A 22,266-nucleotide genomic window follows, 5' to 3' on the forward strand; every position below is an offset into this window, starting at 1 on the left:
CACCCGTCGGAAACACGATCTTCGCACGATAGGAGCGACGTCGGCGCAGGATCGGCGTCCACCGCCCAGCGTCGGGCGCTGCACCTCGGGCGCCCGCGAATCGAGGAGCCGCCATGCGCATCGGGATCCCCAGCGAGATCAAGAACAACGAGAGCCGCGTCGCCGCGACGCCCGCCGGCGTCCACGAGCTCGTCCGGCGCGGGCACGACGTGCTCGTGCAGTCGGGCGCGGGCCTGGGCTCCCGCCTCTTGGACGAGGACTTCGCCGCGGCCGGAGCACGGCTCGCCGCGGACGCCGACGAGGTCTGGGGCGAGGCCGACCTCGTCCTGAAGGTGAAGGAGCCGATCGAGGCGGAGTACCCGCGGATGCGCGCGGGCCAGGTGCTCTTCACCTACCTCCACCTCGCCGCGTCCCGCCCGTGCACCGACGCGCTGCTCGCCTCCGGGACCACGGCGATCGCCTACGAGACGGTGCAGCTGCCGAACCGTCAGCTGCCGCTGCTCTCGCCGATGAGCGAGGTCGCGGGACGCCTGTCGATCACCGTCGGCGCGTACCACCTGATGAGTGCGGCGGGCGGGCGCGGCACCCTGCTGGGCGGCGTTCCCGGCACGCCGAAGGCGAAGGTCGTCGTGATCGGCGGAGGAGTCGCCGGCGAGCACGCGGCGGCGAACGCACTCGGGATGGGGGCGGACGTGACGATCGTCGACCTCTCGCTCCCCCGGCTGCGCGAGCTCGAGAACCGGTTCGGCGGAGCGATCCAGACGCGGGCGTCGTCGACGTACGAGATCGCGGCGCAGGTCGCCGACGCCGACCTGGTGGTCGGATCGGTGCTGATCCCCGGCGCTCGGGCGCCGAAGCTCGTCACCGACGAGATGGTGGCGACGATGAAGGCGGGCTCGGTGCTCGTGGACATCGCCATCGACCAGGGCGGCTGCTTCGAGGGCTCGCGGCCGACCACCCACGACGACCCGGTGTTCGCCGTGCACGACAGCGTCTACTACTGCGTCGCCAACATGCCCGGCGCGGTGCCCGAGACCTCGACGCGGGCGCTGACCAACGCGACGCTGCCCTACGTCGTCGCGCTCGCGGACCAGGGCTGGGAGGCGGCGCTGCGGAGAGACCCCGCCCTCGCGCGGGGACTCAGCACCCACGGCGGGCGGGTCGTGAACGCGGCGGTCGCGGAGGCGTTCGACCTGCCGGTCACGCGGATCGAGGACCTGCTCGGCGGCCGGAGCGCCGACTGAGGACCCAGATGAGCGCGCCCGCCGCGAGCACCGCGGCGATCAGACCGAGGACGTGCGCGATCAGGGACGGCAGACCGTTCGCTGGCAGCAGGAAGCCGTAGGGGACCCAGCCGTCCGTCCGGCCGCGGACGAGCACCACGACCAGCCAGACCAGCGGGTAGGGCAGGACCAGCGGGAGCCTGCGCCACGGCAGAGGCCGCCTATCGGCGACGAGGGCCCAGTCGAGGACGGCGAGCACGGGCAGGACGACGTGCAGCAGCGCGCTGACCCACGGCGGCGCGGATCCCGTGCCCGGCACGAGCGTGTTGTAGACGACTCCGACGACGACGAGGTAGGCGGTGGCGATCCCCCGGACGAGGCTCGACGACTCCGAGGGCGTGCGCCCGACCAGCGCCGCAGCCCCCGAGACGAGCAGCACGACGCTCAGGATCAGGCTGGTCTGGTTCGTGAAGTAGCCGAAGTAGTCGACGGGACTCGCCTCGCCCGCCGCCACTCTCAAGCCGTAGGCGTAGCCGAGCACCGCGAGCACGACCACCGACACGAGCAGGCGCGCCACGGCCACGGCGGCCGGAGTGGCGCGGGCCGCCCTACGCACGCGGGTCGTCCTCGCCGCTCCCCCGGCTCAGCCATCCCGGGCCGTCGGGATCCGGTGCGGACGGCGGCGGGGCCGGCGGGCGGATCAGCAGCCGGATCTGCTGGACGACGCCCAGGACGACTCCGGCGCCGAACAACGGCACGCCGAGCAGGAGCACGAACCACAGCGGAGCGTGCCGACGGCTGCCGCCGATGTCGGCGGTGAGGTCCCAGCCGACGTCGGAGGCGAGCAGGACGATCCCCGCGACGAAGAGGCCGCTGACGAGCGCCAGCGCCCACGGGTGCTCCTGCAGGGACGCCTGGGCTCGGCCCGACCGGGGAGTGCTCACGTGCGCGCCTCCGTCCGCACGGGCTTCAGCCGTTCGGGCGCGTCGGTCGCGGGGACCCACTCGCACCGGAAGCTCCCGGAGTAGCCGAAGAGCACGCCGAACACGCTGTTGCGCACCCCTGGATCGGCGTCGATGACCGTCTCGACGTCGATCGCCCGTGCCCCCATGCAGCGAGCGTAGCCGCGCGTCTTGACGCTCGACCCCTATCTTCCTATTCTTCGGAGCATGCCCAGACGCAGACCGGGGACGCTCCTCCCCCTCGAGCTCGACCTCCTCGAGGCGCTCCTCGCCGCCGCCGAGCCCGTGCACGGCTTCGCTCTCGCGGCCTCGATCGCCGAGCGGGACGGTGGGGCGCTGACCGCCCACGGCACGCTGTACAAGGCCCTCGGGCGGATGCAGGAGCGCGGCCTGGTGACGTCGTCGTGGGAGGACAAGGCCGAGGCGACCGCGCAGGGGCGGCCGCCCCGGCGCTGCTATGAGGTGACCGGCGAGGGGCGGGCAGTCGCGCACGCCGCGGCGGCGTCCCGAGCCGCGTCGTCGTCGCACCTCCTCGCGGGAGGGACGGCGTGACCCGCCGTTCCGCGGCCGTCCGCCGGTCGACGCTCTCGGCTCTGCGGTGGTGCCGCTTCTACACCCGCGGACTCGACATCCTGGCCGCGTCGGATCGGGCCGACGAGATCGCCTCCGATCTGCACGAGCACGCCCTGTGGGCGCAGGAGCGCGGGGAGAGCCCCGCGCGGACCGCTCGTGCGATCCGTTCCCGGGTCCTGCGGGGAGCGGGCGCCGATCTGCTCTGGCGGCGCGCGCGGCTCCGCGAGGGCAGTGCGGAGGCCCTGTTCGACGCGCGCGTCGGCTCGCTCTCGGCGGGACTGCAGGCGGTCGCACTGCTGCTCGTGCTCGCGTCCGTCCTCGTCGGCGGGTGGGCGAGCATCCGGGTGACGACCGAGAGCACGGTGCCGCTCCCGACCCTGCTGCCCGTTCCCGTCGCGACGCTGATCGCGGCGGTCGGGCTCCTCCTGCTCGCGGGCAGGAGGACGAGGATCGCGGGGGCGCTCCTGGGCGCGGTGGGCGTCAGCGTGCTGCCCACGGTCGCTGTCGACGCGCTCTGGTACGTCAGCGCGACGGTGCCGGTGCTCGTGTCCACCGTCCCCGCGCTCGATCTCGGCCTGCTCCTGCTCGGCAACGCGCAGGGGCTGATCCTTCTCGCCGCCGTCCTCTGCTGGTCGATCGAGCGTCATCGCCCCGAAGGGGCGGTGGCGGCGTGAGCCGGCAGCAGGGCGGGACCCGGTTCCGTGCGGCCGTCGCTCTCACCGTGGCCGGGGTGCTCCTGACCGTCGGGATCGGGACCGCGCTGATCGTCGGGGCGAGCGCGTCGGTGCGGCAGTACGAGGCACTCGCGGCCGTTCCCGGCGACGTCCGGTCCGACGAGTCGCTCCCCCGCGAGCCGCGCGAGCCCGCGGAGCAGCCGACTCCGACCGCCGCGCCCGACGGAGCACGCTACGACCAGTGGGGCGTGCGCCTGTACGGCGATGCGGACTCGGCCGCGGTCATCGAGTACCCCGCGGCGCTCACGGGCGACGAGCTCGAGAACATGCGCTCCTGGGTCGACATGCAGTTCCTCGTCGCGGAGTGCATGACGGAGTCGGGACACGACTACACCTTCCAGCTCCCGTGGGAGCGATCGCCCGAGAGCCACGGCTCCGGGCTGCCCGAGGCGGGCGGTGCCGCGTGGATCGCGCTCTACGGCGACGACGCCGACGGGCCCTACGACTGGACACGGGCGGGCTGCCACGGCGCCGTCGTGCACGCGATGGGGAACGACGGTGCGCACTGAGCCGGTGATCCGCGCGTGAACGGGACACCTCTCCTCTGCGGCGGCGACGAGGACCGGCCCGCCGACGCGAGGACGCGTCACGGGGCGGCCGGCGGACCCGGGAACCGGTCCGCGTGGATCGTGCTCGGCATCCTCCTCCTCGTCGTCGGCACGGTCTCGAACGTCGCGGCGGGCATGGTCTGGGATCCGGACGAGGAGTGCGCGGTGGGCGGCCACGGCGGACTGGCGGAGCAGCGCTCCCTGCCGACCGCGATCCTCTGCACGGACGGGGTCGACCTCGTGCCTCCGGGAACCGCGGTGCTCACACTGCTCTGCCTCGGCCTCGGCGCCGCAGCGCTCCTCCTCGCGCTGCGACGGGATCGCCGCTGAGCCGCGGAGCGGTCGTGTCCTCTTCCGGACGTGTCCTCTAGAGGTTCTTGCGGGCGGCGGACAACGATCACGACACTGGGGGCACCCCGGTCGGCGAAGGCCGGTCACTCGCGCAGTGCTCCGCGGGTGGCCGGCAGTGACGGCTACTCGCTCGCGGGCGCGGCACCGCTGTCCGCGGTCCACGCCGTCCCGAGCGCGAACAGGGTCGAGACTCCGTGGTGCTCCATGGCCGCGGCGACGCGGCGACGCCCGGTGCGGGGATTGATGCCCAGCCGGTGGGACGCGGTCTCGAGGGTGATCCCGGTCCGCATGAGGCGCAGCAGCGAGGTCCACGACTCCTCGACGGCCGCGACCGGGACGGCCTGCCGCCACAGCTCCTCGAAGTACGCGCTGACCAGACCCGCGAGGGCGGCGTGCCGCACACCCACGACGCTGGTCGGCCGCGTCTCGCCCCACTCGAACGGCACCGCCAGGTGCTCGCCGTCGACCCAGAACCAGCTCGGCGGGTTCTCGAGCAGTCGGTACTCGACTCCTGCCTTCTCGTAGGCCTCGATGCGGGCGAGGACGCGCGGGTCGCTCACGCAGGAGGCCGGCATGATGACCCTGACGCGGTCCTTCGCCGCCAGGGCCTGCCCGAAGCGGATCGCGCGCTCGGTGGGCGGATCGAGGAAGCGCTCGACGTCGGGCAGGACGGCGATCAGCGTGCCGGAGTCGCGACGGACGAGGTCGAACCAGAGGTCCTCGGACGCGTGCCGGCCGTGCCGGAGCAGGGTGGGCACGAGATCGGCCGACGCCTCGCCGACCGACCAGGCGCCCATCAGCCCCGGCAGACCGGCCATGACGCGCTCGATGCCCTCGACCGACTCCTCCGTGGCGCGGCGGACGGCGTCGGTGTGCCGAGCGATGCTCGCGGCCGCCCACTCCGCGGGAGGGACGTACGCGAGGAGATCGTCCTGCCCCCCGAGCAGGCCGCGCTCGCGCAGCCGATGGACGCTCGAGCGCACGAGATCGGGAGCGAGCTGGGTGAGCTCGGCCGCCTCGATGATCGTGGCCGGACGTCCTCGGTGCAGCGCCGCGAGCAGGTTCTCGTCGTCCATGGATCTCCCGTGATCTCTTCAACCCCTTGGACGACAGTTCCGTGTTGCAGGCCCCCGTGCAAGTCCGCCCTCGTTCCGCGGCCGGGCCGAGCTCGACGGGCGTGCCGGGAGCGGCGTCAGCTCAGACCGAGGCGCTCCACGATCTCGGCGATCTCCTCCTCCGGAGCGTTCCCGACGTCGACCGTGATGTGCCGCTCGTCGTCGCCCAGCGGCTCCAGCAGACCGAACTGCGAGTCCAGCAGCGTCGTCGGCATGAAGTGGTCGAGCCGGGAGGCGAGGCGCCCGGCGACGACCTCCTTCGACCCGGCGAGGTGCACGAAGACCAGGTCGTCGCGCCGCAGGATGTCGCGGTAGGCGCGACGCAGTGCCGAGCAGGTCACGACGACGGGGCGGCCGCTCGTGATCCGCTCGTCGACCACCCGGGCGATCTCGGCGAGCCAGGGAGCGCGGTCGGAGTCGTCGAGCGGGATGCCCGCCGCCATCTTCTCGACGTTCGCGCGCGGGTGCAGATCGTCGCCCTCGAGGAAGCTCCAGTGCAGGAAGCCGGCGAGCAGGGCGGCGACGGTCGACTTCCCGCTGCCGGAGACGCCCATGACGACAATCGCGCGGACGGGGGCGGTGGTCGGGTGCTGCATCAGAGTCCTCCTACGAACAGGCCGATCACGAGGACGCCGGCGAGCCCGGTCACCGAGACCAGGCACTCCATCACCGTCCACGTCTTCAGTGTCTGGCCGATGCTGAGCCCGAGGTACTCCTTGACGAGCCAGAACCCGGCGTCGTTCACATGCGAGAGGAACACCGAGCCTGCCCCGATCGCGAGCACCATGAGGGCGACCATCGGTCCGTCCATCGTCTCGGTCAGCGGCTGGAGGATTCCTGCGGCCGTCACCGTCGCGACGGTCGCGGAGCCGGTGGCGATGCGGATCACCACCGCGACGAGCCAGGCGAGGAGGAGCGCGGACGCTCCGCTGCCCTCCGCCAGCTGGGCCACGACGCTGCCGATGCCGGTGTCGACGAGGACCTGCTTGAATCCGCCGCCCGCGCCGACGATCAGGAGGATGCCCGCGATGGGCGGGAGGGAGCTGGAGAGCGAGTCCTGGAGCTCGGAGCGGTTCATCCGGCCGCCGCGGCCCAGCAGCACGAGACCGACGAGCAGGGCGATGCCGAGGGCGATGGTCGGGGTGCCCAGGAAGTCGAGGACCGCCTTCCACGCCGCGTCGGACTCGGGAGCGGCGATGTCGGCGACGGCCTTGCCGAGCATGAGCACGACGGGGAGCAGGATGCTCGCGACCGCGGCGACGAAGCCGGGGCGGTGCTCGCGGGCGTCGCCGGCGCCCTCGCCGAAGAGCGGCGGAGTCTCGACGGGCGCCCACTTCGCGGCCAGGCGGCCGAAGAGCGGACCGGCGACGACCACGGTCGGGATCGCGACGAGCACGCCGAACGCGAGCGTGACTCCGAGGTTCGCGCCGAGCGCGTCGATCGCGACCAGCGGACCGGGGTGCGGCGGCACCAGGCCGTGCATGACCGAGAGACCCGCGAGGGTGGGGATCGCGATCGTCATGAGCGGCAGTCCGCTCCGGCGCGCGACCAGGATCACGACGGGGATGAGGAGGACGAGGCCGACCTCGAAGAACATGGGCAGGCCGATCAGCGCTCCGACGAAGCCCATCATCCAGGGCAGCGCGCGGGTGCTCGAGCGGGCGATGAGGGTGTCGACGATGCGGTCGGCTCCGCCGGAGTCGGCGAGGAGCTTGCCGTACATGGCGCCGAGTCCGATCAGGATGCCGACGCCTCCCATCGTGTTGCCGAAGCCGAGCGCGAAGCTGGCGACGGCGTCCGCGGGCGCCATCGCGGCGACGAGGCCCGTGGTCAGCGCGCCGATGAGCAGCGAGACGAAGGGGTGCAGCTTCAGCCAGGTGATCAGGACGACGATCACGGCGATGCCGAGGATCGCGGCGAGGATCAGCTGCCCCTGCGGGGCGGTGGTGGCGACCTCCTCCCCCGCGGCGCGGAGGAGGGAGGGGAGGGTCGGTGTCATGAGCATCCTTGATCGGTCCGACGGCTGGCGGACGTCCCGCAAGGGCGGGATATGTCCGACATAACCGGTGTTCTCGACGAGTATGTCCGATGAATGGCGCGGAGTCGAGAGTCAGCTTGGGAGGATGGGCGCATGACTGCGACGCCGCCGCCCTCCCTGCACCACTCGGTGCTCGACGAGCTCGGCTCGCAGATCGTGCGCGGGGAGCTCGCCCCGGGGACCGCGTTCAGCGCCGACGAGCGGGCCGAGCGACGCGGGGTGTCCCGTTCGGTGATGCGCGAGGCGGTGCGGGTCCTCGAGTCGCTCGGCCTGGTCACCTCGCGCCGCCGGGCGGGGACCCGGGTGCAGCCGCCGGAGTCGTGGAACGCCCTCGATCCGCGCGTCGTCGCGTGGAGCCTGGACGGGCCGGACCGCCAGCGGCAGCTCCACCAGCTCAGCGAGCTGCGCCTGGGCGTCGAGCCGCTGGCCGCTCGGCTGGCCGTGGCGAACGCGACGGCGGAGCAGCGCGAGGCGCTGACGGACGCCGTGCGCGTGATGTCGACGCACGCGGGATCGGCCGACCAGGGCGCGTACCTGGCGGCCGACACGACGTTCCACCGCACCCTGCTGTCGGCATCGGGCAATCCGATGCTCGCGCAGCTCGCCGACCTGGTCGCGGAGGTGCTGGCGGGGCGCACGCGGAACGCGCTGATGCCGCGGGAGGCCGACAGCGAGGCGCTGCGGCTGCACCGGGCGGTCGCGGTGGCGGTGGCGGAGGGGGACGGAGCGGCGGCGGAGGCGGCGATGCGCTCGATCGTGGAGGAGTCGGACAGGGCCGTGCAGGAGTCCTGAGGGGGTCCCGGGCGCCGGCGTTGGAGCGGAACCGGCGCTTGGCGCATCCGCTGGCGTGAAGCGCTCGTCGCATCGGGCGAACGTGAGGGGATGTCAGTAGTCGCTGGTTCTGTGCTCGTATGACGGGATCAGAAGTGGTGGAGGTGCTCGAGGTCGTGCGGGAGCGCGGGGATCGGGCGGGTGAGTTGGCGCGGTCGGCGTCGCCGGTGCTGCTGGCGGCGGCGGTCGAGCTGCATGCGGCGTACCGAGCGGCGGTGTCGTGTCCGGAGGCGTTCGCGCGGGGTCTGCCGCGGGGCGGGTCGGCGGATCTGGTGGAGCGCTCGGTCCGGGCGGAGCTCGCGGTGGGGTGCGGGGTGTCGGAGCGGGTGGTGTCCCGCGATCTGGAGGACGCGCGGCTGCTGATCGAGGATCTCCCGCGCACGCGGGAGGCGCTCGCTGGGGCGAGGCTGCGGTGGGAGGCGGGCCGGATCATCTGCGCGACCGCCGGCAGCCTGCCGCCGGAGTCGCGGGCGGTGTTCGACGAGCGGGCGTGCGAGCTGGCGCTCGTACTGACGCCCACGCAGCTGCGGCGCCGGGTGGCGCGACTGCGCGATGAGCTGCACGTCGAGCCGCTCGCCGATCGGCATGCGCGGGCTCGGGAGGATCGCGCGGTCTGGCTGGTCCCGGACGCGGACGGCATGGCGCTGCTGTGCGCACTGCTGCCCGCCCCGGTCGCCGTCGGGGCGTACGCGCGGCTGGACCGCATCGCGCGCTGCCTGCGCGACAGCGCAGACGGCGACGGAAGGGACGACGACGGGAGGATCGGCCCGGCGGACGAGGTGAGCGCAGCGACCGAGGCCTGCGGCGAGCAGCGCACGCTCGCGCAGTTGCGCGCCGATGCGCTCGCGGATCTGCTCTGCGACGGCGATGTGTTCGGGACGACCCCGCCCGGCGACGGCGAGGCGTCCGACAGTGCGGCCGCCCCTGCGACGTTCGTGCCCGGCGTACGGGCCGAAGTCCGGTTGACCCTCACCGCGAGCACCGCAACCGGCCACGACGACGCCCCCGCCGACCTCGACGGCTACGGACTCATCCCCGCCCACGTCGCCCGCGAACTCGCCGGAGCCGCCACGACGATCACCCGCGTCCTCACCGACCCCGACACCGGCACGGTCCTCTCGGTGGGCCGCACACACCGTCTTCCGCCACCGCGGATGCGGCTCGCGCTCCAGCTGCGCGACCGGACGTGCCGCTTCCCCGGCTGCACCCGCCCTGCATCCCGCGCCGAAGCGGATCACTCCGTCGAATGGCGTCACGGCGGGGAGACGAGCCTCGAGAACCTCGCCTCCCTCTGCACCGCCCACCACCACGTCCGCCACGGCGACCGCTGGACCTACGTCCTCCACCCCGACGGCACCGCCGACTGGACCACCCCCACCGGGCGCCGCATCACCACACGACCGGGCGACCTCCTTCCGGACCCGCCGCGACGCCGGCCGGCTCCGCTGGTCGAGGCGACAGGCACGGCATGACGGAGGAGGAGTCGACGAGAGCGCCCGACGGGCGGCGCTGGTTCCGCACGCCGCCTCCGGGGTTGCCGTGGAGCGTGGCGGAGCGCACAGTGGAGGCATGGTCGAGGGCTACTCCTCCGCGCAGGTGCGGGCCGCGGAAGCGCCGCACCTGGCGCGGCGCGAACCGCTCATGCAGAGGGCGGCGGACGGTCTCGCCCGCGAGATCCGCGCACTCCTGGCCGGGCGGCGCGACCGACGCGGACCGGGGACCGTGCTGGTGCTGGTCGGGCCGGGGAACAACGGCGGCGACGCCCTGTACGCGGCGGCCGAGGTCGCCTCCTCCGGTGTCGACGTCCTGCTCGTGCTGACCGCTGACCGCTGGCATCAGCGGGGGCTGGCCGTGGCGCTCGACGAGGGCTGCGACCGTGTCCCGGCGGACGACGTGCGGGCGCTGCTCGCCGCGATCGCGCGCGCGGACGTCGTGGTCGACGGGATCCTCGGGATCGGCACGCGGCATCCGGCCCTCTCAGGACGGCCGCGCTCGATCGTCGAGACGGTGATCGACGCTCTGGCCGACCGCGAGGAGCGTCCGGTGGTCGTCGCGGTCGACCTGCCCAGCGGCATCGGGCCCGACGACGGCAGCGTCGCCGATCCGACCGTGCTGCACGCGGATGTGACCGTCACGTTCGGGGCGATCAAGGCCGGGCTGCTCCTGCCGCCCGGTGACGCGTACGTGGGGCGGATCCGGCTCGTGGACATCGGACTCGGGCCGGACCTGGTCGGGGTCGAACCGCTCGTCCGGGAGTGACGCGGGCGCGGGCAGGAGTGACGCGGGTGCGGGCAGCGGGTTCCGGCTCCGTCAGCGGGTGAGGAGGTGCGACTTCTCGGGGTGCTCCTCGAACCACTGGCCGACGTACCAGCAGAGCGGCACGATGCGCCGAGCGCTCGAGGTCTCGATGTCGTCGACCGCGAACGCCACCAGCTCGCCGGCGAGGCCGCGGCCGCGGAACGGCGGAGAAGTGAAGGAGCGCACGAGCGAGACCGCCTCGTCGTTCTCGCGGTAGTCGAGGACGCCGACCAGCGCGCCGTCCTGATGCAGCTCGTAGCGAGACGCGTCGTCCGCGCGCCGGAAGTCCTGGGCCATGCCTTCAGCGTAGGACGGAGGCGGGCGCCACGGGACGGATGCCGAGAACCGGAACGTCAGGACTCGTCGCCGAGCAGATCACCGTCGACGTAGAACCAGCGGCCGTCCTCCCGGACGAAGCGGCTGCGCTCGTGCACGAGGCCGACGCCCTCCGATGATCGGTACGAGGCGCGGAACTCGACGAGTCCGTCGACGTCGTCCTCCCCTCCGCGGGCCGTGTCGACGATCTGGAGGCGCCGCCAGCGGACGTCGTCATCGAGGTCGACGCGCGGCGGCCGCGTCGAGGGGTGCCAGCTGGCGAGCAGGTACGGGGCGCTCCCGAGCACGTTGGCGCTGTAGCGGCTGCGCATCAACCGCTCGGCGGTGGGCGACGGGGTCTCGCCGAGATGGGCGGGGCGGCAGCAGTCGGCGTAGTGGCGGCGGCTTCCGCACGGGCAGGCGTCGGCGGGGTGCATCCGGACAGTGTCGCAGGTGGCGCGCCCGCCGACTCGGGAGGTGTGCATTCCCTCCACGTCCGCCCGCGCGACTTGAGACCGGCTGCGGATCTCGGAAGCGTGGCCGTCTCATCGACCACGGACGGAAAGGAACGACCGATGCTCACGCTCACCGACAACGCCAGCACTGTCGTCAAGACCATCACGGGACAGACCGAGACCCCCGTCGAGGGTGGCCTGCGCATCAGCGGGACCGACCTCGACGCCCAGAACTTCGCCGTCGCCGTCGCGCCGGCACCCGAGACGACCGATGCCGTCGTCGAGCAGGACGGGGCGCGCGTGTTCCTCGACGTCGCCGCCTCCGTCGCCCTCGGCGACAAGGTGCTCGACGCGCAGGTCGACGAGAGCGGCACCGTCAGCTTCGGGCTCGCCGCCCAGGGCTGACCTGCTCCGACGGCGGTCACGCCAGGACGTCCGAGAGGCCGCCTCCCCGCTCGCGGGAGGCGGCCTCTCGTCGATCCGGAGCCCGATCGGGCGGGCGGTGTCAGGACAGGATGTCGCGCGTCGTGAACCGGCCGGCGGCCAGCGCGCCGAACACCGCGACGTAGGCGAGCTGCAGCAGCGCGTTCTCGCCGAAGGAGCTCCACGCGACGGGGTCGCGCAGCAGATCCGCGAAGTCGAACCAGCGATCCGTGAACAGGAACGGGTGCAGCGCGTCGAGCTGCGAGAGCGATCCGACGATCTGCGCCGCGATCGATACGACCACGGTCGCGGCCATCGCTCCGACGGGGACGTCGGTCAGCGTCGAGATGAAGAGTCCGATCGCGGCGAGCCCGACGAGCGAGAGTGCCACGTAGACCGCGATCGCCAGGGCGCGGCCGATCGCATCGACCAGCGGCACGGTGCTGCCCGACAGCAGGGTGACCGGTCCGACCGGGAAGAGCGCGAAGCCGATGAGGATGCCCACCACCATCACCGTGAGGGCCGCGGCGAGGCAGAACGCGAGCGCGGCCGCGAACTTCACGGCGAGGAGCCGCAGCCGGCCGACGGGAGTGACGAGCAGGTAGCGGAGGGTGCCGAGCGACGCCTCGCCCGCGATCGCGTCTCCGGCGACCACTCCGATGGTCAAGGGGAGGAACAGCGGCACCGCCACCGTGATCGCGGCGAAGCCGGTGAAGAGGCCGTTGCCGCCGATCGCGCCCACGAAGGACGGACCGCCGCCCTCGCCGGAGAGGCGGACGGCGACGGCCAGCAGGACGGGGATCGCGGCCAGTGCGGCCAGCAGCGCCCAGGTGCGGCGACGGCGGAAGAGCAGCGCGAGCTCCGAGAGCAGGAGGGCTCCCACTCCCCCGCGGGTGCGGGACGCCTCCGCGGCGATCGTCTCAGCGCTCGACATCGAAGCCCTCCCCCGTCAGCTCGACGAAGCGCTCCTCGAGCGACGGCCGGCGCACGGCGAACCCGCGCACGCGGACCTCGGCTCGGACCAGTCCGGCGACGACCGACTCCGCGGCGACCGCGGGAGGCATCGCGGCGACGACGAGCGGCGGATCGCTCGGGTGGTCGGCGGGGGCGACGCGGGGGGCGAGCCCCTGCTCGACGAGGCTGCGCTGGGCGCGCTCCGGATCGGGGGTGACGAGCTCGAGGGTGGCCGCGTCGCCGCGGAGCTCGTCCAGACCGCCCTGCGCGACCAGGCGTCCCGTGCGCATGACGGCGGCGTGGGTGCAGAGCTGCTCGATCTCGGCCAGGAGGTGGCTGGAGACGAGGACGGTCGTGCCGTCGGCGTTGAGACTCCGCACGAGCGAGCGGACCTCGCGGGTGCCCTGGGGATCGAGTCCGTTCGTCGGCTCGTCGAGGACGATCAGGTCGCGCGGCGAGAGCAGGGCGACGGCGATGCCCAGTCGCTGCTTCATCCCGAGCGAGTAGGAGCCGACCTTCTTGCGAGCGGCGGCGCTGAGGCCGACCCGGGCGAGCGCCTCCTCGACGCGGAGCCGCCGGGTGCGGGAGGACGTGCCGGCCTCGGCGGCGTCGAACCGGCGGAGGTTCGCGGCCCCCGAGAGGAACGGGTAGAAGCCCGGGCCCTCGACCAGGGCGCCCACGCGCGGGAGGACCTCGGCCGAGCGGCGGGGCATGCTCTCACCGAGCACCGTGATGCTGCCCTCCGTGGGCGCGGCGAGGGCGAGCAGCATCCGGATGGTCGTCGTCTTGCCCGAACCGTTGGGTCCGAGGAACCCGAAGACCGCCCCGCGCGGGACGGCGAGGTCGAGCCCCGAGACGGCCTCCTGGCGCCCGAAGCGCTTGGTGAGGCCGCGCGTCTCGACCGCGAGGGCGGTCGCGGTCACCGACCGGCCGCGTCGACCAGGACGTCGACCGGCACGGAGCCGGCGAGGACGCGGCCGTCGTCGGTGAGGAGCACCGACACCAGCGCGGATTCGAGGGCGCGACCGCCGTCGACGCGGGTGGTGACGGCGTCGAGGGAGGCGAGTGCCTCGGAGTCGCCCGCGGGCAGCTCGACGACCGTGGCCCAGCCGGTGCCGGTGGTCACGACATCGGACGACTGCGCAGAGGAGGACTCTGCCTCGAAGGACTCTGCATCGGACGACTCCGCGCCGGGCTCGATCGCGGAGTCGTGCTCCGGGGCCGCCTTCTCGACGACCTCGGCTCCCTCGGGCGCGGTGAAGGCGAACATGGCGGCATCCGGGGCGTCGAAGTCGATGCTGGAGTAGGCGACGCTGAACGCGGGTGCGGTGCCGCCGCGCGCGGTCACGGCGACTCCGAGCGGGAGGCCGGTCTCTCCGTCGATCGAGACGGTGACCGAGCCGACGAGCGTCGAGCCCTCGCGCGGAGTGAGGACGAGCTCGTACGCGTCGCGGCCGGCGACCTCGACGTCGGAGCCGACGGCCACCGCGGTGGTCGGATCGATGCTCGCGAGCAGATCCTCCGCGATGCTCGAGGGCGTGGGGACCTCGCCCGACGGCACGGTGTCGGGTGCGGCCTCCCCGGACTCCGGAGGCAGGAAGTGGGTGGCCGTGTTCTCGGCGGAGTCGTAGACCCAGACGCCCTCGCCCTTCGTCGCGACCACGTCGCGCTCGGCGAGCCGGTCGAGGACCTGCAGGCGGGCACCCTGCTCGGCGTCCACGAAGACGCGGGCCTCGTGAGAGCCGGTGGCGAGCTCCATCAGGGCGCCGGCCGGGGAGGCGTCGGAGCCCGACGAGCCCGGCGCGGAGCCGCCGAGGGCGGAGAGGTCCGGCAGGCCGAGGTCGGAGGACTGCTCGATCTCACCCGAGAACGCGGTGACCTCGTTCTCGGCGGCGAAGGTCAGGAGCTCGGAGGCGGTCTTCTCGGGCAGGTCTCCTGCGGCGCTCGCGGAGAGGGGCAGGGCGACGGCCGCCGCGACGACGACCAGGGGGACGGCCGCAGCGGGCGCCCAGCGCTTCCATGTGGTGCTCATACCCCGGGAGGGTACGCGGCGAACCACCGAGCCGGCTGCGAGTCGCGCGACGTCCGAGGGGTCAGGAGACGCGCTGGGCCGAGACGACGACGTTGTCGACGTAGTGGCCGTAGGAGTCGTCGAACACCCCTCCACACGTGATCAGCCGCAGCTGCGCGGTGGGGGTCGGGCCGTAGACGTCCTCGGTCGGGAAGTCCTCCTTGGGCACGCTCACCGAGCCGGTCACCTCGAAGGTGCGGGTGCTGCCGTCCGAGAGCACGACGTCGACCGTGTCGCCGGGGACCAGCGCGGAGAGGTCGAGGAAGACTCCGGGGCCGATCCGCGAATCGACGTGGCCGGCGATGACCGCGGGGCCGATGTCACCCGGGACGACTCCGTCCCGGTACCAGCCCGCCCGGTCGACGGCGACGGGCGGCTGGATCCAGCCGGTCCCGTCCCGCGTCAGCGACTCCAGCGTCGAGTCGACGCCGATCGCGGGGATGACCACGCGCTCGGGCACGACCGCCGAGCGGGCCGGAGCCGCGGCGGCGACCGGGTCCTGCAGGGCCGCCGCCGCGCCGGCGCCGGGGGTCGACGGCGCGGTCGTGGAAGCCGTCGCCGGAGCGGAGGCGGCGGGCGCGCCCTCGGCGGCGGGCTCCGCCGCCGAGCAGCCGGCCAGCGCGAGCAGGGCCGCGAGGACGATCGCCGCGGGACTGCGCCGCATCAGCTCGCGCGTCCGCCGACGCTCGAGCGCCGGGCGATCAGGGCGACCGCTCCGGCGATGAGGCCGTACACCGCCAGGACGGAGACCACTCCGAGGGCACCCGAGACGATCGGAGCCGCACCGGTCGAAGCGACGTGCACGGCGGTCGCTCCTCCGCCGGTCTGGATGCCTCCGGTGGGCAGATCGCCCACGGCGGCGGAGTCGAGCACGGGAGAGAGAACGAGGCCCGCGTTCGCGTCGTCGAGGACGAAGAGCGAGGCGACGGATCCGGGAGCGAGGTCGAGATCGGACGTCGCCGAGACGGAGCCGGCCGAGACGTCGAGGCCGGACGGGCCCGCCGGCACGCTCGTGTAGGGCGAGGCCGTGCCCTGCGCCGCGCCGGTCGCGAGCGGGATGCCTGCCGCGGTGGAGACGTCGACCCGGGACGCGGTGGTCGAGGCCTGGATCACGCGGACGCGGGCCTGCCCGTCGGCGGGCGGGGTGAGGTCGTCGGTGAACACGGTCGTGCTCAGGACGGCGTTGCGCCCGAGGGCCGCGACCGTGAGCGGTGTGCCGCCGGTGACGTCGACCGCCTGCTCGATCACGGGCGCGGTCCCCTCCGGAGCGTCCGAGGGGACCATCGAGACGACGTACGTCCCGGTGTCGAGAGTCCAGTACGGCGAGACCGCCCCGTAGGCGACGTCGTCGAGTTCGAACGCGGCTCCGCCTCCCGAGAGCGACGTCAGGGTCACGTCGACCGCCTTCGTGTCGGGCGAGAGGTGCGCGACCCGCACCCATCCCGTCTCCTGCTCGGCCGCCGAGGCGGGCGCGGCGCCGAGTGCGGCCAGCGCGGACGCGGCGGCGAGGACGACCGCGGCGCGGGAGACGCGGCGGCGACGGGAGGAGCGGGTGGTCGGGAGCATGGCGGGTCCTTCGGGTGGAGGGGGACGTTCAGGGGGCGCCCGGGAGCAGCCCGGACGGCTCGTCGAGGTCGAGGGTGACGAGCAGGCCGGCGTCGGTGGACTCGACGGAGGTGGGGACGAAGTCGCCCGTCTGGCTGTCGAGCCACGCCGTGGCGGACGCGGTGGCGGAGGCGTCTCCGGGGACCTCGGCGCCGTTGAAGCCCGAGAGCAGCATCTGGTGGCGCACCCCGTCGGGCTCGCCCGCTGCGGCCGGGAAGTCGGCGACCGACAGCGGCGAGGCGGCGAGCTGCTGACCGAGCAGGAGGAGCAGACGGGAGTCGACCCGTCCCGCCTCGAGGAGCTCGCGGGCGGCCGGAGTCGAGGTGAGGGCGGGGTTCGTCGCCAACTGCCCGCCGGCCGATGCGCGCGCCGCCGTGAGGACGGCGTCGTCGGCGGAGGCCTGATCCGTGCCGTCGGCGAGCACCTGGCGCACCTCGACCGCGGAGTCTCCGTTGCCGAAGCTCACGACCGCCTCGGAGTTCTCGAGCGCGGTCGCGGTCTCGCCGGACGCGTCCGCGAGCAGCGCGGGGGTGGCGAGGACGTACTCCACCACGCGCCAGGCGGAGTCCGGCGCGGCGGCGGCGAGTGTCGACTCCGCCACGATCGTGTCGGCGGGGAACCCGGCGGCGGTGACGTCGGACACGAGGTCGTCCTCGACGAGCAGCACGGAGTCGGGGTCGACCGTGGAGGCGATCCAGGCGATCGCCTCGTTGGTGGCCGCGGGGTCGGCGGCCGTCCCGGCGGTGCCCACGGCGTCGCCGTCGTCGGGGAGGAGGAGCGGGACGGCGACGAGGGCGCCGCCGATCACGAGGACGCCGGCCGCGATGCCGGCGCCGATCAGGAGGCGGCGGCGTCGGGGGCGGACGGGGACGACGGTGCCCTCGTCGTCGGAGTCCTGCTCCCTGCCGTGCCAGCGGTGCTCGGAGGCGGGCACGGGAGCGGGGAGGGCGGAGCGGTCGCCGCGATCGACGGGAGGCGCCGCGGGCGCGGCGCGCGGAGCGGGAGGCGCCGCGGGCGGCAGGACGGGAGGTACTGCGGGCGGGGGTGCGACGGGGGTCGCGGGCTCGGTCTCGGGCTCGGGCTCGGGCTCGGGCTCGGGCTCGGGCTCGGGCTCGAAGATCTCGATACCGATCGTCGTGTCGTCACCCGGAGACGTCTCGACCGGCTCGACCTCGGCCGGCTCGTCGTCGACCAGCTCGGCCTCGACCGGCTCGGCGTCGATCGGCTCGGCCTCGGTGGGCTCGTCTTCGATCGGCTCGACCTCGATCGGCTCGTCTTCGACCAGCTCGGCGTCGACCGGCTCGTCTTCGACCAGCTCGGCCTCGGCTGGCTCGGCCGGATCGGCGTCGATCGGCTCGGCCACGATCGGGTCAGGAGACATCGGCTGCGCGTCGGAGGGCGCCTCCGCCACGGGCTCGTGCACGGGCGCGTCCTGGGGAACCGACGCGACCGCGGGCGCAGAGGCGGCGGTCGGCTTCGGCGCGAATCGCGACTCCGGCCGGTGCGTCAGCGCCCCGAACGTCGGAACCGGGACCGCCGTGACGGGCGGCTCGGGCTCGGGCACGGTGAGCGGTCCCGGCCAGGGTTCGACCGGCGCGGTGGGCTCCGGCTCGACGGGAGGGGTGGGCTCCGGTTCGACCGGAGGAGCGGGCTCAGGCTCCGCGGGAGGGGTGGGCTCCTCGACCGGCTCGACGTCGGGCGACGTCTCCGGCTCGACGACCGGCGCGCGCTCGGGCTCGACGACCGGCGGAACGACCGACTCGGCGTCCGGATCGGTGTCCGGCTCCTCGGCGGCGACAGCAGGCTCGGCCTCGGGAACCACGAAGGGCGCGAACGACTCCGCACCGGGACGTCGAGCGAGGGTGCGGTCGAGGTCGGGCTCCTCGGGTGCGGCGTCAGCATCCACTTCGCGGGGTGGGGCCTCGGTCCCGGCTGCAGCGGACCGCGCGGCGGCGAGGTCGAGTTCGCGGGCGCGGCTCAGCACCGGAACGGCACTCCTGGGCAGGGTGTCGTCGGAGAGCGGCGACGCGGCCGTCTCGTCGGCGACCTCCTCCGTCTCGGCGGGCTCCTCCGACGCGAAGATCGGCTCCGGATCGGCGGGGATCACCTTCCGCGTCGGCACCATGGTGATCGGCGGCGCCGCCTCCTCGCGGCCGCCGGTCAGGGACTGGACCTTCGAGAGCAGTCGCCGGGCCGCGGACGTCGGGCGCGCCATCAGCGCACGCTCCGTCCGGGCACGCTCGCGCGTCTGATGGTCATGACTCCTCTTCGGAGCCCTCGGCCCGATCGGATCGGTCCGTCGTGCGGTCGGGAAGCGCGCGCCCACGTGTGCATGCGCCCAGTCTCGCGGTGCAGTGGCGCAGAACGAAAGCCGAGTGGCGCGCGGGTGGCGGTGTCGGACGCGCCCGAAGGGGGTGCGCCGAGCCGGGACGCCCGGGATGATCGCAGGATGGACCTCCCGTTCCCCCTCCCGATCGCCCCCATGCTCGCCAAGGCGGTGGCCGCCGTCCCCGCGCAGGACAGCGTCGCGGGCGGCTTCTCCTACGAGCCCAAGTGGGACGGCTTCCGCGCGATCGTCTCGGTCTCCGACGGCGTCGTCGAGATCGGCAGTCGCGGCTCCAAGCCGCTCACCCGCTACTTCCCCGAGCTCGTCGAGGCTCTCGGACGCCTCCTCCCCGACGGTTGCGTCGTCGACGGCGAGATCGTGCTGGCGACCGGGCCCGACGGCGCGCAGCGGCTCGACTGGGACCTCCTCTCGCAGCGGATCCATCCGGCCGCGAGCCGGGTCGCCACGCTCGCCGCCGAGACCCCGGCGATGCTCGTCGCCTTCGATCTGCTCGCCGTCGCCGGGCGCTCGCTGCTGGAGGAGGCGTACTCGGCCCGCCGCGCGGCGCTCGCCGACCTGCTCGAGGGCGTGCCGCATCCGCTGCACCTCGGGCGCAGCACCGACGACGAGGCCCTCGCGCGCGACTGGCTCGAGCGGTTCGAGGGCGCGGGCCTGGACGGAGTGATCGCGAAGCCGCTCGCGGCCCCGTACTCCCCCGGCAAGCGCACGGTGCTCAAGATCAAGCACCACCGGACGGCCGACGTCGTCGCGATCGGCTACCGCGAGCACACCTCGAAGCCCGGTGTCGGCTCCCTGCTGCTGGGCCTCTACGACGACGACGGCCAACTGCGGCAGGTGGGCGGCGCCTCCGCCTTCTCGGACGCGCGCCGGATCGAGCTCGTCGACGAGCTCGCGGACGCCGTGGAGCGCGACGAGTCGGGCGACCCCGTGCGCGGCGACGGCGAGCGGAGCCGCTTCTCGGGCTCCAAGGACACGTCCTTCGTCCGGCTGCGACCGATCCGCGTGCTCGAGGTGCGCTACGACCAGCGCGAGGGCGACCGGTTCCGGCACACGGTGCAGTTCGAGCGCTGGCGCCCGGATCGCGAGGCGCGCTCGTGCACCTTCGAGCAGCTGGAGCAGCCGGTCGCCTACGACCTGCAGGACGTCCTGGGCTGAGGGGCGGTCAGCCGACCGGCTTCTTCGCGCGGCTCGGCTGCACGCGCGGCGGCTCCCCCGGCATCTTCGGGAAGTCGGGCGGGAAGGGCAGCTCGCCGAGCCCCTCCGACACGTCCCGCTCCCACCAGCCGAGCAGGGTCTCGAGCGTGCCCGCGGTCTCGTGCATCCGCGCCCACGGGTCGCCCGTGGAGCGGAGCCGGTCCGGGACCGTGCGGATCGTGAAGGCGGCGGGGTCGACGCCGTCGAGCTCCTCCCACTCCACGGGGCACGACACCGGCGCGTGCGGCAGAGGACGCGGACTGTAGGCGCCGGCGATGGTGCGGTCGCGGTTCGCCTGATTGAAGTCGACGAAGAGGCGCTCGCCGCGCTCCTCCTTCCACCACGCCGTGGTGACGTCCTCGGGCATCCGCCGCTCGAGCTCGCGGGCGGCGGCGATGACCGCGTGGCGCACCACGAGGAACTCGTGCTCGGGCACGATCGGCGCGAACACGTGGAGCCCGCGATTGCCGGAGGTCTTCACGAACGCCTCCAGCCCCGCCTCGCGGAGCACCTCGCGCAGGACGTGCGCGGCCCGCACCGCCTCGGCGACGCCGGTGCCGGGCTGCGGGTCGAGGTCGATGCGCAGCTGGTCGGGGTGGTCGGAGTCCTCCGCCCGCGAGGCCCACGGGTGGAAGACGAGCGTGTTCATCTGCGCGGCCCAGACCGCGACGGCGGGCTCGTCGATCACGAGCTGCGGATGCACGCGTCCGCTGGGGTAGGTCACCGGCACCGATCGGACGTACTCCGGTGCGCCCTTGGGCGGGTTCTTGGAGAAGAACTGCTCGCCGTCGATCCCGGAGGAGAAGCGCTGCAGCGAGATCGGGCGGTCGCCGTTGGCCGCGACGAACGCGTCGCCGACGGCGATGAGGTACTCGGCGACCTCGCGCTTGGTGATCCCCGGCTCGGGGTAGAGCACCCGGTCGGGGCTCGAGAGCCGCACCTCGCGATCGCCGTGCGGTCCGGGGACGGTGAGGACGACGGCGTCACGGGGCATGCCCACACGCTAGCCCGCGGTGCCTCCGGGCGACAGGGGCCCTCCGCGGCGCCGTCGGAGCCGGATCGGGCCCTTCGCGCGCGACGGATCGACGACCTGCCCGCCCTGCACGATCTCGATCTCGCCGCGGTCGACGAGCCGGCGCGCCGCGCGGCGCACGGGCTCCATCAGGGGCCGCCAGTCCTCGCCGCCGACCTTCCGCGCGACCTCGGACGGGCAGGCGGTCGAGGACGCCGCCCGGGCGAGCAGGACGGTGCGGATCTCGTCCTCGAGCCGCGCCTCCTCCGGGCCGACTCCCCGGCGACGGCAGGCGTCGGAGCAGTACTTGACGTCCTCCCAGTCGCGCGCCCACTTCGCGCGCCACTGGATCTCGCGGCCGCAGGAGGCGCAGACCTTGCTCTCGGGGCGGGCGGAGGACTCGCGGACACGGTGGGCCATCCTCCGAGTCTGCGCGGGCATCCGGTCTTCTGCCACCGGTTGCGGGATGCCGAGGGGACCTGCAGGCGCCGGTGTCATACTCCGCAATGCGGCCGAGGTCCCGGGGTCTGTACGACAGGCTGGAGGGACCGTGCTGCGGCACGAAGGCGGGCCGTCCCGGTCGCCGCGCCGCACCCCGAACGATCAGGAGTCTCCGATGAGCCGTGAGAACCTCGCCACCACCTCCGACGCCGACGCCGGCGCGCACCACCGCGCGGCGTTCGCCGGCCTGTCCCCGGAGGAGTTCAAGCTCGCGTTCCGCAACCACGCCGCGGGCGTCGCGCTGATCACGGCCGACCCGGGCACCGGCCCGGTCGCCCTGACCGCGACCTCGGTGTTCTCGGTCAGCGCCGAGCCTCCGCTCTTCGTCTTCTCGCTGTCGGCGGCCTCCTCGAGCACGCCCGCGATCCGCGCCTCCGAGACGCTCGTCGTCCACCTGCTCGGCGCGCAGCAGCTCGACCTCGCGCGACTGGGCTCGACGAGCGGGATCGACCGCTTCGCCGACACGTCGCTCTGGTCGCGGCTGCCCACCGGCGAGCCCTACTTCCCGGCCGCCGCGGCGTGGATCCGCGGCACCGTCATCAACCGGATGGAGGCGGGCTCGTCCACGATCGTGGCCGTGCACGCCCTCGAGGCGCACGTTCCCGAGGACTCGGACGCCACGGCGCCGCTGGTCTACCACAACCGCACCTGGCACCACCTCGGCGAGCACTCGCGGCTCGGCTGACCCGCTCGAAAATCGAAGCGGCCGTCCTCGG

Annotated in this window: 27 protein-coding genes; 11 read left to right on the top strand and 16 right to left on the bottom strand. The window is 73.9% G+C overall.

The window, feature by feature from the left end; all coding sequences use genetic code 11:
* The first annotated feature begins 113 nt into the window (after window positions 1-113).
* Window positions 114-1,244 carry an alanine dehydrogenase gene (gene ald, locus C1I63_RS15480; RefSeq protein WP_107575337.1) on the top strand — a complete coding sequence of 377 codons (1,131 nt, stop codon included), beginning with the start codon at window positions 114-116 and terminating at the stop codon, window positions 1,242-1,244.
* Here ald and C1I63_RS15485 read toward each other — a convergent pair.
* From C1I63_RS15485 to C1I63_RS19995, 3 genes are read right to left on the bottom strand one after another with little or no spacing between them, the layout of a single operon-like run.
* Window positions 1,201-1,839, bottom strand: coding sequence for a Pr6Pr family membrane protein (locus C1I63_RS15485; RefSeq protein ID WP_107575338.1), 639 nt, complete (start codon window positions 1,837-1,839; stop codon window positions 1,201-1,203). The two genes, ald and C1I63_RS15485, sit on opposite strands and share 44 nt — an antisense overlap.
* Complete coding sequence (locus C1I63_RS15490; RefSeq protein WP_107575339.1) at window positions 1,832-2,167, bottom strand: hypothetical protein; 336 nt, start codon at window positions 2,165-2,167, stop codon at window positions 1,832-1,834. Before C1I63_RS15490 ends, C1I63_RS15485 begins: the two co-directional genes overlap by 8 nt.
* A complete protein-coding gene (locus C1I63_RS19995; protein WP_211315630.1) occupies window positions 2,164-2,334 on the bottom strand; it encodes a hypothetical protein in 171 nt (56 codons plus the stop codon). Before C1I63_RS19995 ends, C1I63_RS15490 begins: the two co-directional genes overlap by 4 nt.
* Before the next feature lie 58 nt (window positions 2,335-2,392).
* On the opposite strand from C1I63_RS19995, the gene C1I63_RS15500 reads away from it, so the two are divergent.
* Genes C1I63_RS15500 through C1I63_RS15515 form a run of 4 tightly spaced genes read left to right on the top strand, consistent with a single transcriptional unit; the run spans window position 2,393 to window position 4,370 of the window.
* Complete coding sequence (locus tag C1I63_RS15500; RefSeq protein WP_107575340.1) at window positions 2,393-2,737, top strand: PadR family transcriptional regulator; 345 nt, start codon at window positions 2,393-2,395, stop codon at window positions 2,735-2,737.
* Window positions 2,734-3,432, top strand: a complete 699-nt coding sequence (locus C1I63_RS15505) for a hypothetical protein (RefSeq protein ID WP_107575341.1) — start codon at window positions 2,734-2,736, stop codon at window positions 3,430-3,432. The genes C1I63_RS15500 and C1I63_RS15505 overlap by 4 nt, the downstream gene beginning before the upstream one ends.
* The gene (locus tag C1I63_RS15510) at window positions 3,429-4,001 is read left to right on the top strand and encodes a hypothetical protein (protein WP_107575342.1); all 573 of its coding nucleotides are present in this window, start codon (window positions 3,429-3,431) and stop codon (window positions 3,999-4,001) included. The genes C1I63_RS15505 and C1I63_RS15510 overlap by 4 nt, the downstream gene beginning before the upstream one ends.
* A gap of 15 nt (window positions 4,002-4,016) precedes the next feature.
* A complete protein-coding gene (locus tag C1I63_RS15515) occupies window positions 4,017-4,370 on the top strand; it encodes a hypothetical protein (protein WP_107575343.1) in 354 nt (117 codons plus the stop codon).
* A gap of 143 nt (window positions 4,371-4,513) precedes the next feature.
* On the opposite strand, the gene C1I63_RS15520 is transcribed toward C1I63_RS15515, so the two are convergent.
* The 3 genes from C1I63_RS15520 to C1I63_RS15530 form a co-directional block, all read right to left on the bottom strand.
* On the bottom strand, window positions 4,514-5,467 hold the full coding sequence (locus C1I63_RS15520; protein ID WP_107575344.1) for a hypothetical protein: 954 nt from the start codon (window positions 5,465-5,467) through the stop codon (window positions 4,514-4,516).
* A 116-nt stretch (window positions 5,468-5,583) separates the two neighbouring features.
* Complete coding sequence (locus C1I63_RS15525; protein WP_055794850.1) at window positions 5,584-6,102, bottom strand: gluconokinase; 519 nt, start codon at window positions 6,100-6,102, stop codon at window positions 5,584-5,586.
* Window positions 6,102-7,505, bottom strand: a complete 1,404-nt coding sequence (locus C1I63_RS15530; RefSeq protein ID WP_107575345.1) for a GntP family permease — start codon at window positions 7,503-7,505, stop codon at window positions 6,102-6,104. Before C1I63_RS15530 ends, C1I63_RS15525 begins: the two co-directional genes overlap by 1 nt.
* A gap of 132 nt (window positions 7,506-7,637) precedes the next feature.
* On the opposite strand from C1I63_RS15530, the gene C1I63_RS15535 reads away from it, so the two are divergent.
* The 3 genes from C1I63_RS15535 (at window position 7,638) to C1I63_RS15545 (ending at window position 10,634) form a co-directional block, all read left to right on the top strand.
* The gene (locus C1I63_RS15535) at window positions 7,638-8,336 is read left to right on the top strand and encodes a FadR/GntR family transcriptional regulator (RefSeq protein WP_107575346.1); all 699 of its coding nucleotides are present in this window, start codon (window positions 7,638-7,640) and stop codon (window positions 8,334-8,336) included.
* Between the two features lie 119 nt (window positions 8,337-8,455).
* Window positions 8,456-9,847 (top strand): HNH endonuclease signature motif containing protein, encoded by a 1,392-nt coding sequence (locus C1I63_RS15540; protein WP_107575347.1) that lies wholly within the window; start codon window positions 8,456-8,458, stop codon window positions 9,845-9,847.
* Between the two features lie 97 nt (window positions 9,848-9,944).
* Window positions 9,945-10,634: an NAD(P)H-hydrate epimerase gene (locus C1I63_RS15545; RefSeq protein WP_107575348.1), complete on the top strand. Its 690-nt coding sequence runs from the start codon at window positions 9,945-9,947 to the stop codon at window positions 10,632-10,634.
* A 51-nt stretch (window positions 10,635-10,685) separates the two neighbouring features.
* Here the strand turns inward: C1I63_RS15545 and C1I63_RS15550 are convergent, their stop codons facing one another.
* Together C1I63_RS15550 and C1I63_RS15555 are read right to left on the bottom strand one after the other, a co-directional pair.
* Window positions 10,686-11,030 carry a GNAT family N-acetyltransferase gene (locus C1I63_RS15550; RefSeq protein WP_280523135.1) on the bottom strand — a complete coding sequence of 115 codons (345 nt, stop codon included), beginning with the start codon at window positions 11,028-11,030 and terminating at the stop codon, window positions 10,686-10,688.
* Window positions 11,027-11,425: a YchJ family protein gene (locus C1I63_RS15555; protein ID WP_055795020.1), complete on the bottom strand. Its 399-nt coding sequence runs from the start codon at window positions 11,423-11,425 to the stop codon at window positions 11,027-11,029. The genes C1I63_RS15550 and C1I63_RS15555 overlap by 4 nt, the downstream gene beginning before the upstream one ends.
* Before the next feature lie 138 nt (window positions 11,426-11,563).
* Here C1I63_RS15555 and C1I63_RS15560 point away from each other — a divergent pair, with 138 nt between their 5' ends.
* The gene (locus tag C1I63_RS15560; RefSeq protein ID WP_055794838.1) at window positions 11,564-11,848 is read left to right on the top strand and encodes a hypothetical protein; all 285 of its coding nucleotides are present in this window, start codon (window positions 11,564-11,566) and stop codon (window positions 11,846-11,848) included.
* Window positions 11,849-11,948: 100 nt separating this feature from the next.
* Here C1I63_RS15560 and C1I63_RS15565 read toward each other — a convergent pair whose 3' ends face one another.
* The 6 genes from C1I63_RS15565 to C1I63_RS15590 form a co-directional block, all read right to left on the bottom strand.
* On the bottom strand, window positions 11,949-12,800 hold the full coding sequence (locus tag C1I63_RS15565; RefSeq protein ID WP_107575349.1) for an ABC transporter permease: 852 nt from the start codon (window positions 12,798-12,800) through the stop codon (window positions 11,949-11,951).
* Entirely contained in the window at window positions 12,787-13,743 is a 957-nt protein-coding gene (locus C1I63_RS15570) for an ABC transporter ATP-binding protein (protein ID WP_211315631.1), read from the bottom strand. The genes C1I63_RS15565 and C1I63_RS15570 overlap by 14 nt, the downstream gene beginning before the upstream one ends.
* The gene (locus C1I63_RS15575) at window positions 13,740-14,852 is read right to left on the bottom strand and encodes a LolA family protein (RefSeq protein ID WP_107575351.1); all 1,113 of its coding nucleotides are present in this window, start codon (window positions 14,850-14,852) and stop codon (window positions 13,740-13,742) included. The genes C1I63_RS15570 and C1I63_RS15575 overlap by 4 nt, the downstream gene beginning before the upstream one ends.
* A gap of 61 nt (window positions 14,853-14,913) precedes the next feature.
* Window positions 14,914-15,555 (bottom strand): class F sortase, encoded by a 642-nt coding sequence (locus C1I63_RS15580; protein ID WP_107575352.1) that lies wholly within the window; start codon window positions 15,553-15,555, stop codon window positions 14,914-14,916.
* Complete coding sequence (locus C1I63_RS15585) at window positions 15,555-16,457, bottom strand: DUF4397 domain-containing protein (protein ID WP_107575353.1); 903 nt, start codon at window positions 16,455-16,457, stop codon at window positions 15,555-15,557. The genes C1I63_RS15580 and C1I63_RS15585 overlap by 1 nt, the downstream gene beginning before the upstream one ends.
* A gap of 28 nt (window positions 16,458-16,485) precedes the next feature.
* A complete protein-coding gene (locus tag C1I63_RS15590) occupies window positions 16,486-18,711 on the bottom strand; it encodes a hypothetical protein (RefSeq protein ID WP_107575354.1) in 2,226 nt (741 codons plus the stop codon).
* Window positions 18,712-18,945: 234 nt separating this feature from the next.
* On the opposite strand from C1I63_RS15590, the gene C1I63_RS15595 reads away from it, so the two are divergent.
* The gene (locus tag C1I63_RS15595) at window positions 18,946-19,998 is read left to right on the top strand and encodes an ATP-dependent DNA ligase (RefSeq protein WP_107575355.1); all 1,053 of its coding nucleotides are present in this window, start codon (window positions 18,946-18,948) and stop codon (window positions 19,996-19,998) included.
* 7 nt (window positions 19,999-20,005) lie between these two features.
* On the opposite strand, the gene ligD is transcribed toward C1I63_RS15595, so the two are convergent.
* Both ligD and C1I63_RS15605 read right to left on the bottom strand, forming a co-directional pair.
* On the bottom strand, window positions 20,006-21,031 hold the full coding sequence (ligD, locus tag C1I63_RS15600; protein WP_211315632.1) for a non-homologous end-joining DNA ligase: 1,026 nt from the start codon (window positions 21,029-21,031) through the stop codon (window positions 20,006-20,008).
* Between the two features lie 9 nt (window positions 21,032-21,040).
* Window positions 21,041-21,469, bottom strand: a complete 429-nt coding sequence (locus C1I63_RS15605) for a DUF2256 and DUF3253 domain-containing protein (protein ID WP_055794820.1) — start codon at window positions 21,467-21,469, stop codon at window positions 21,041-21,043.
* Between the two features lie 196 nt (window positions 21,470-21,665).
* Here C1I63_RS15605 and C1I63_RS15610 point away from each other — a divergent pair, with 196 nt between their 5' ends.
* The gene (locus C1I63_RS15610; protein ID WP_055794819.1) at window positions 21,666-22,235 is read left to right on the top strand and encodes a flavin reductase family protein; all 570 of its coding nucleotides are present in this window, start codon (window positions 21,666-21,668) and stop codon (window positions 22,233-22,235) included.
* The last annotated feature ends 31 nt before the right edge of the window (window positions 22,236-22,266 follow it).

Source organism: Rathayibacter caricis DSM 15933 (assembly GCF_003044275.1).
In the GTDB taxonomy this organism is placed as follows: Bacteria; Actinomycetota; Actinomycetes; order Actinomycetales; family Microbacteriaceae; genus Rathayibacter; species Rathayibacter caricis.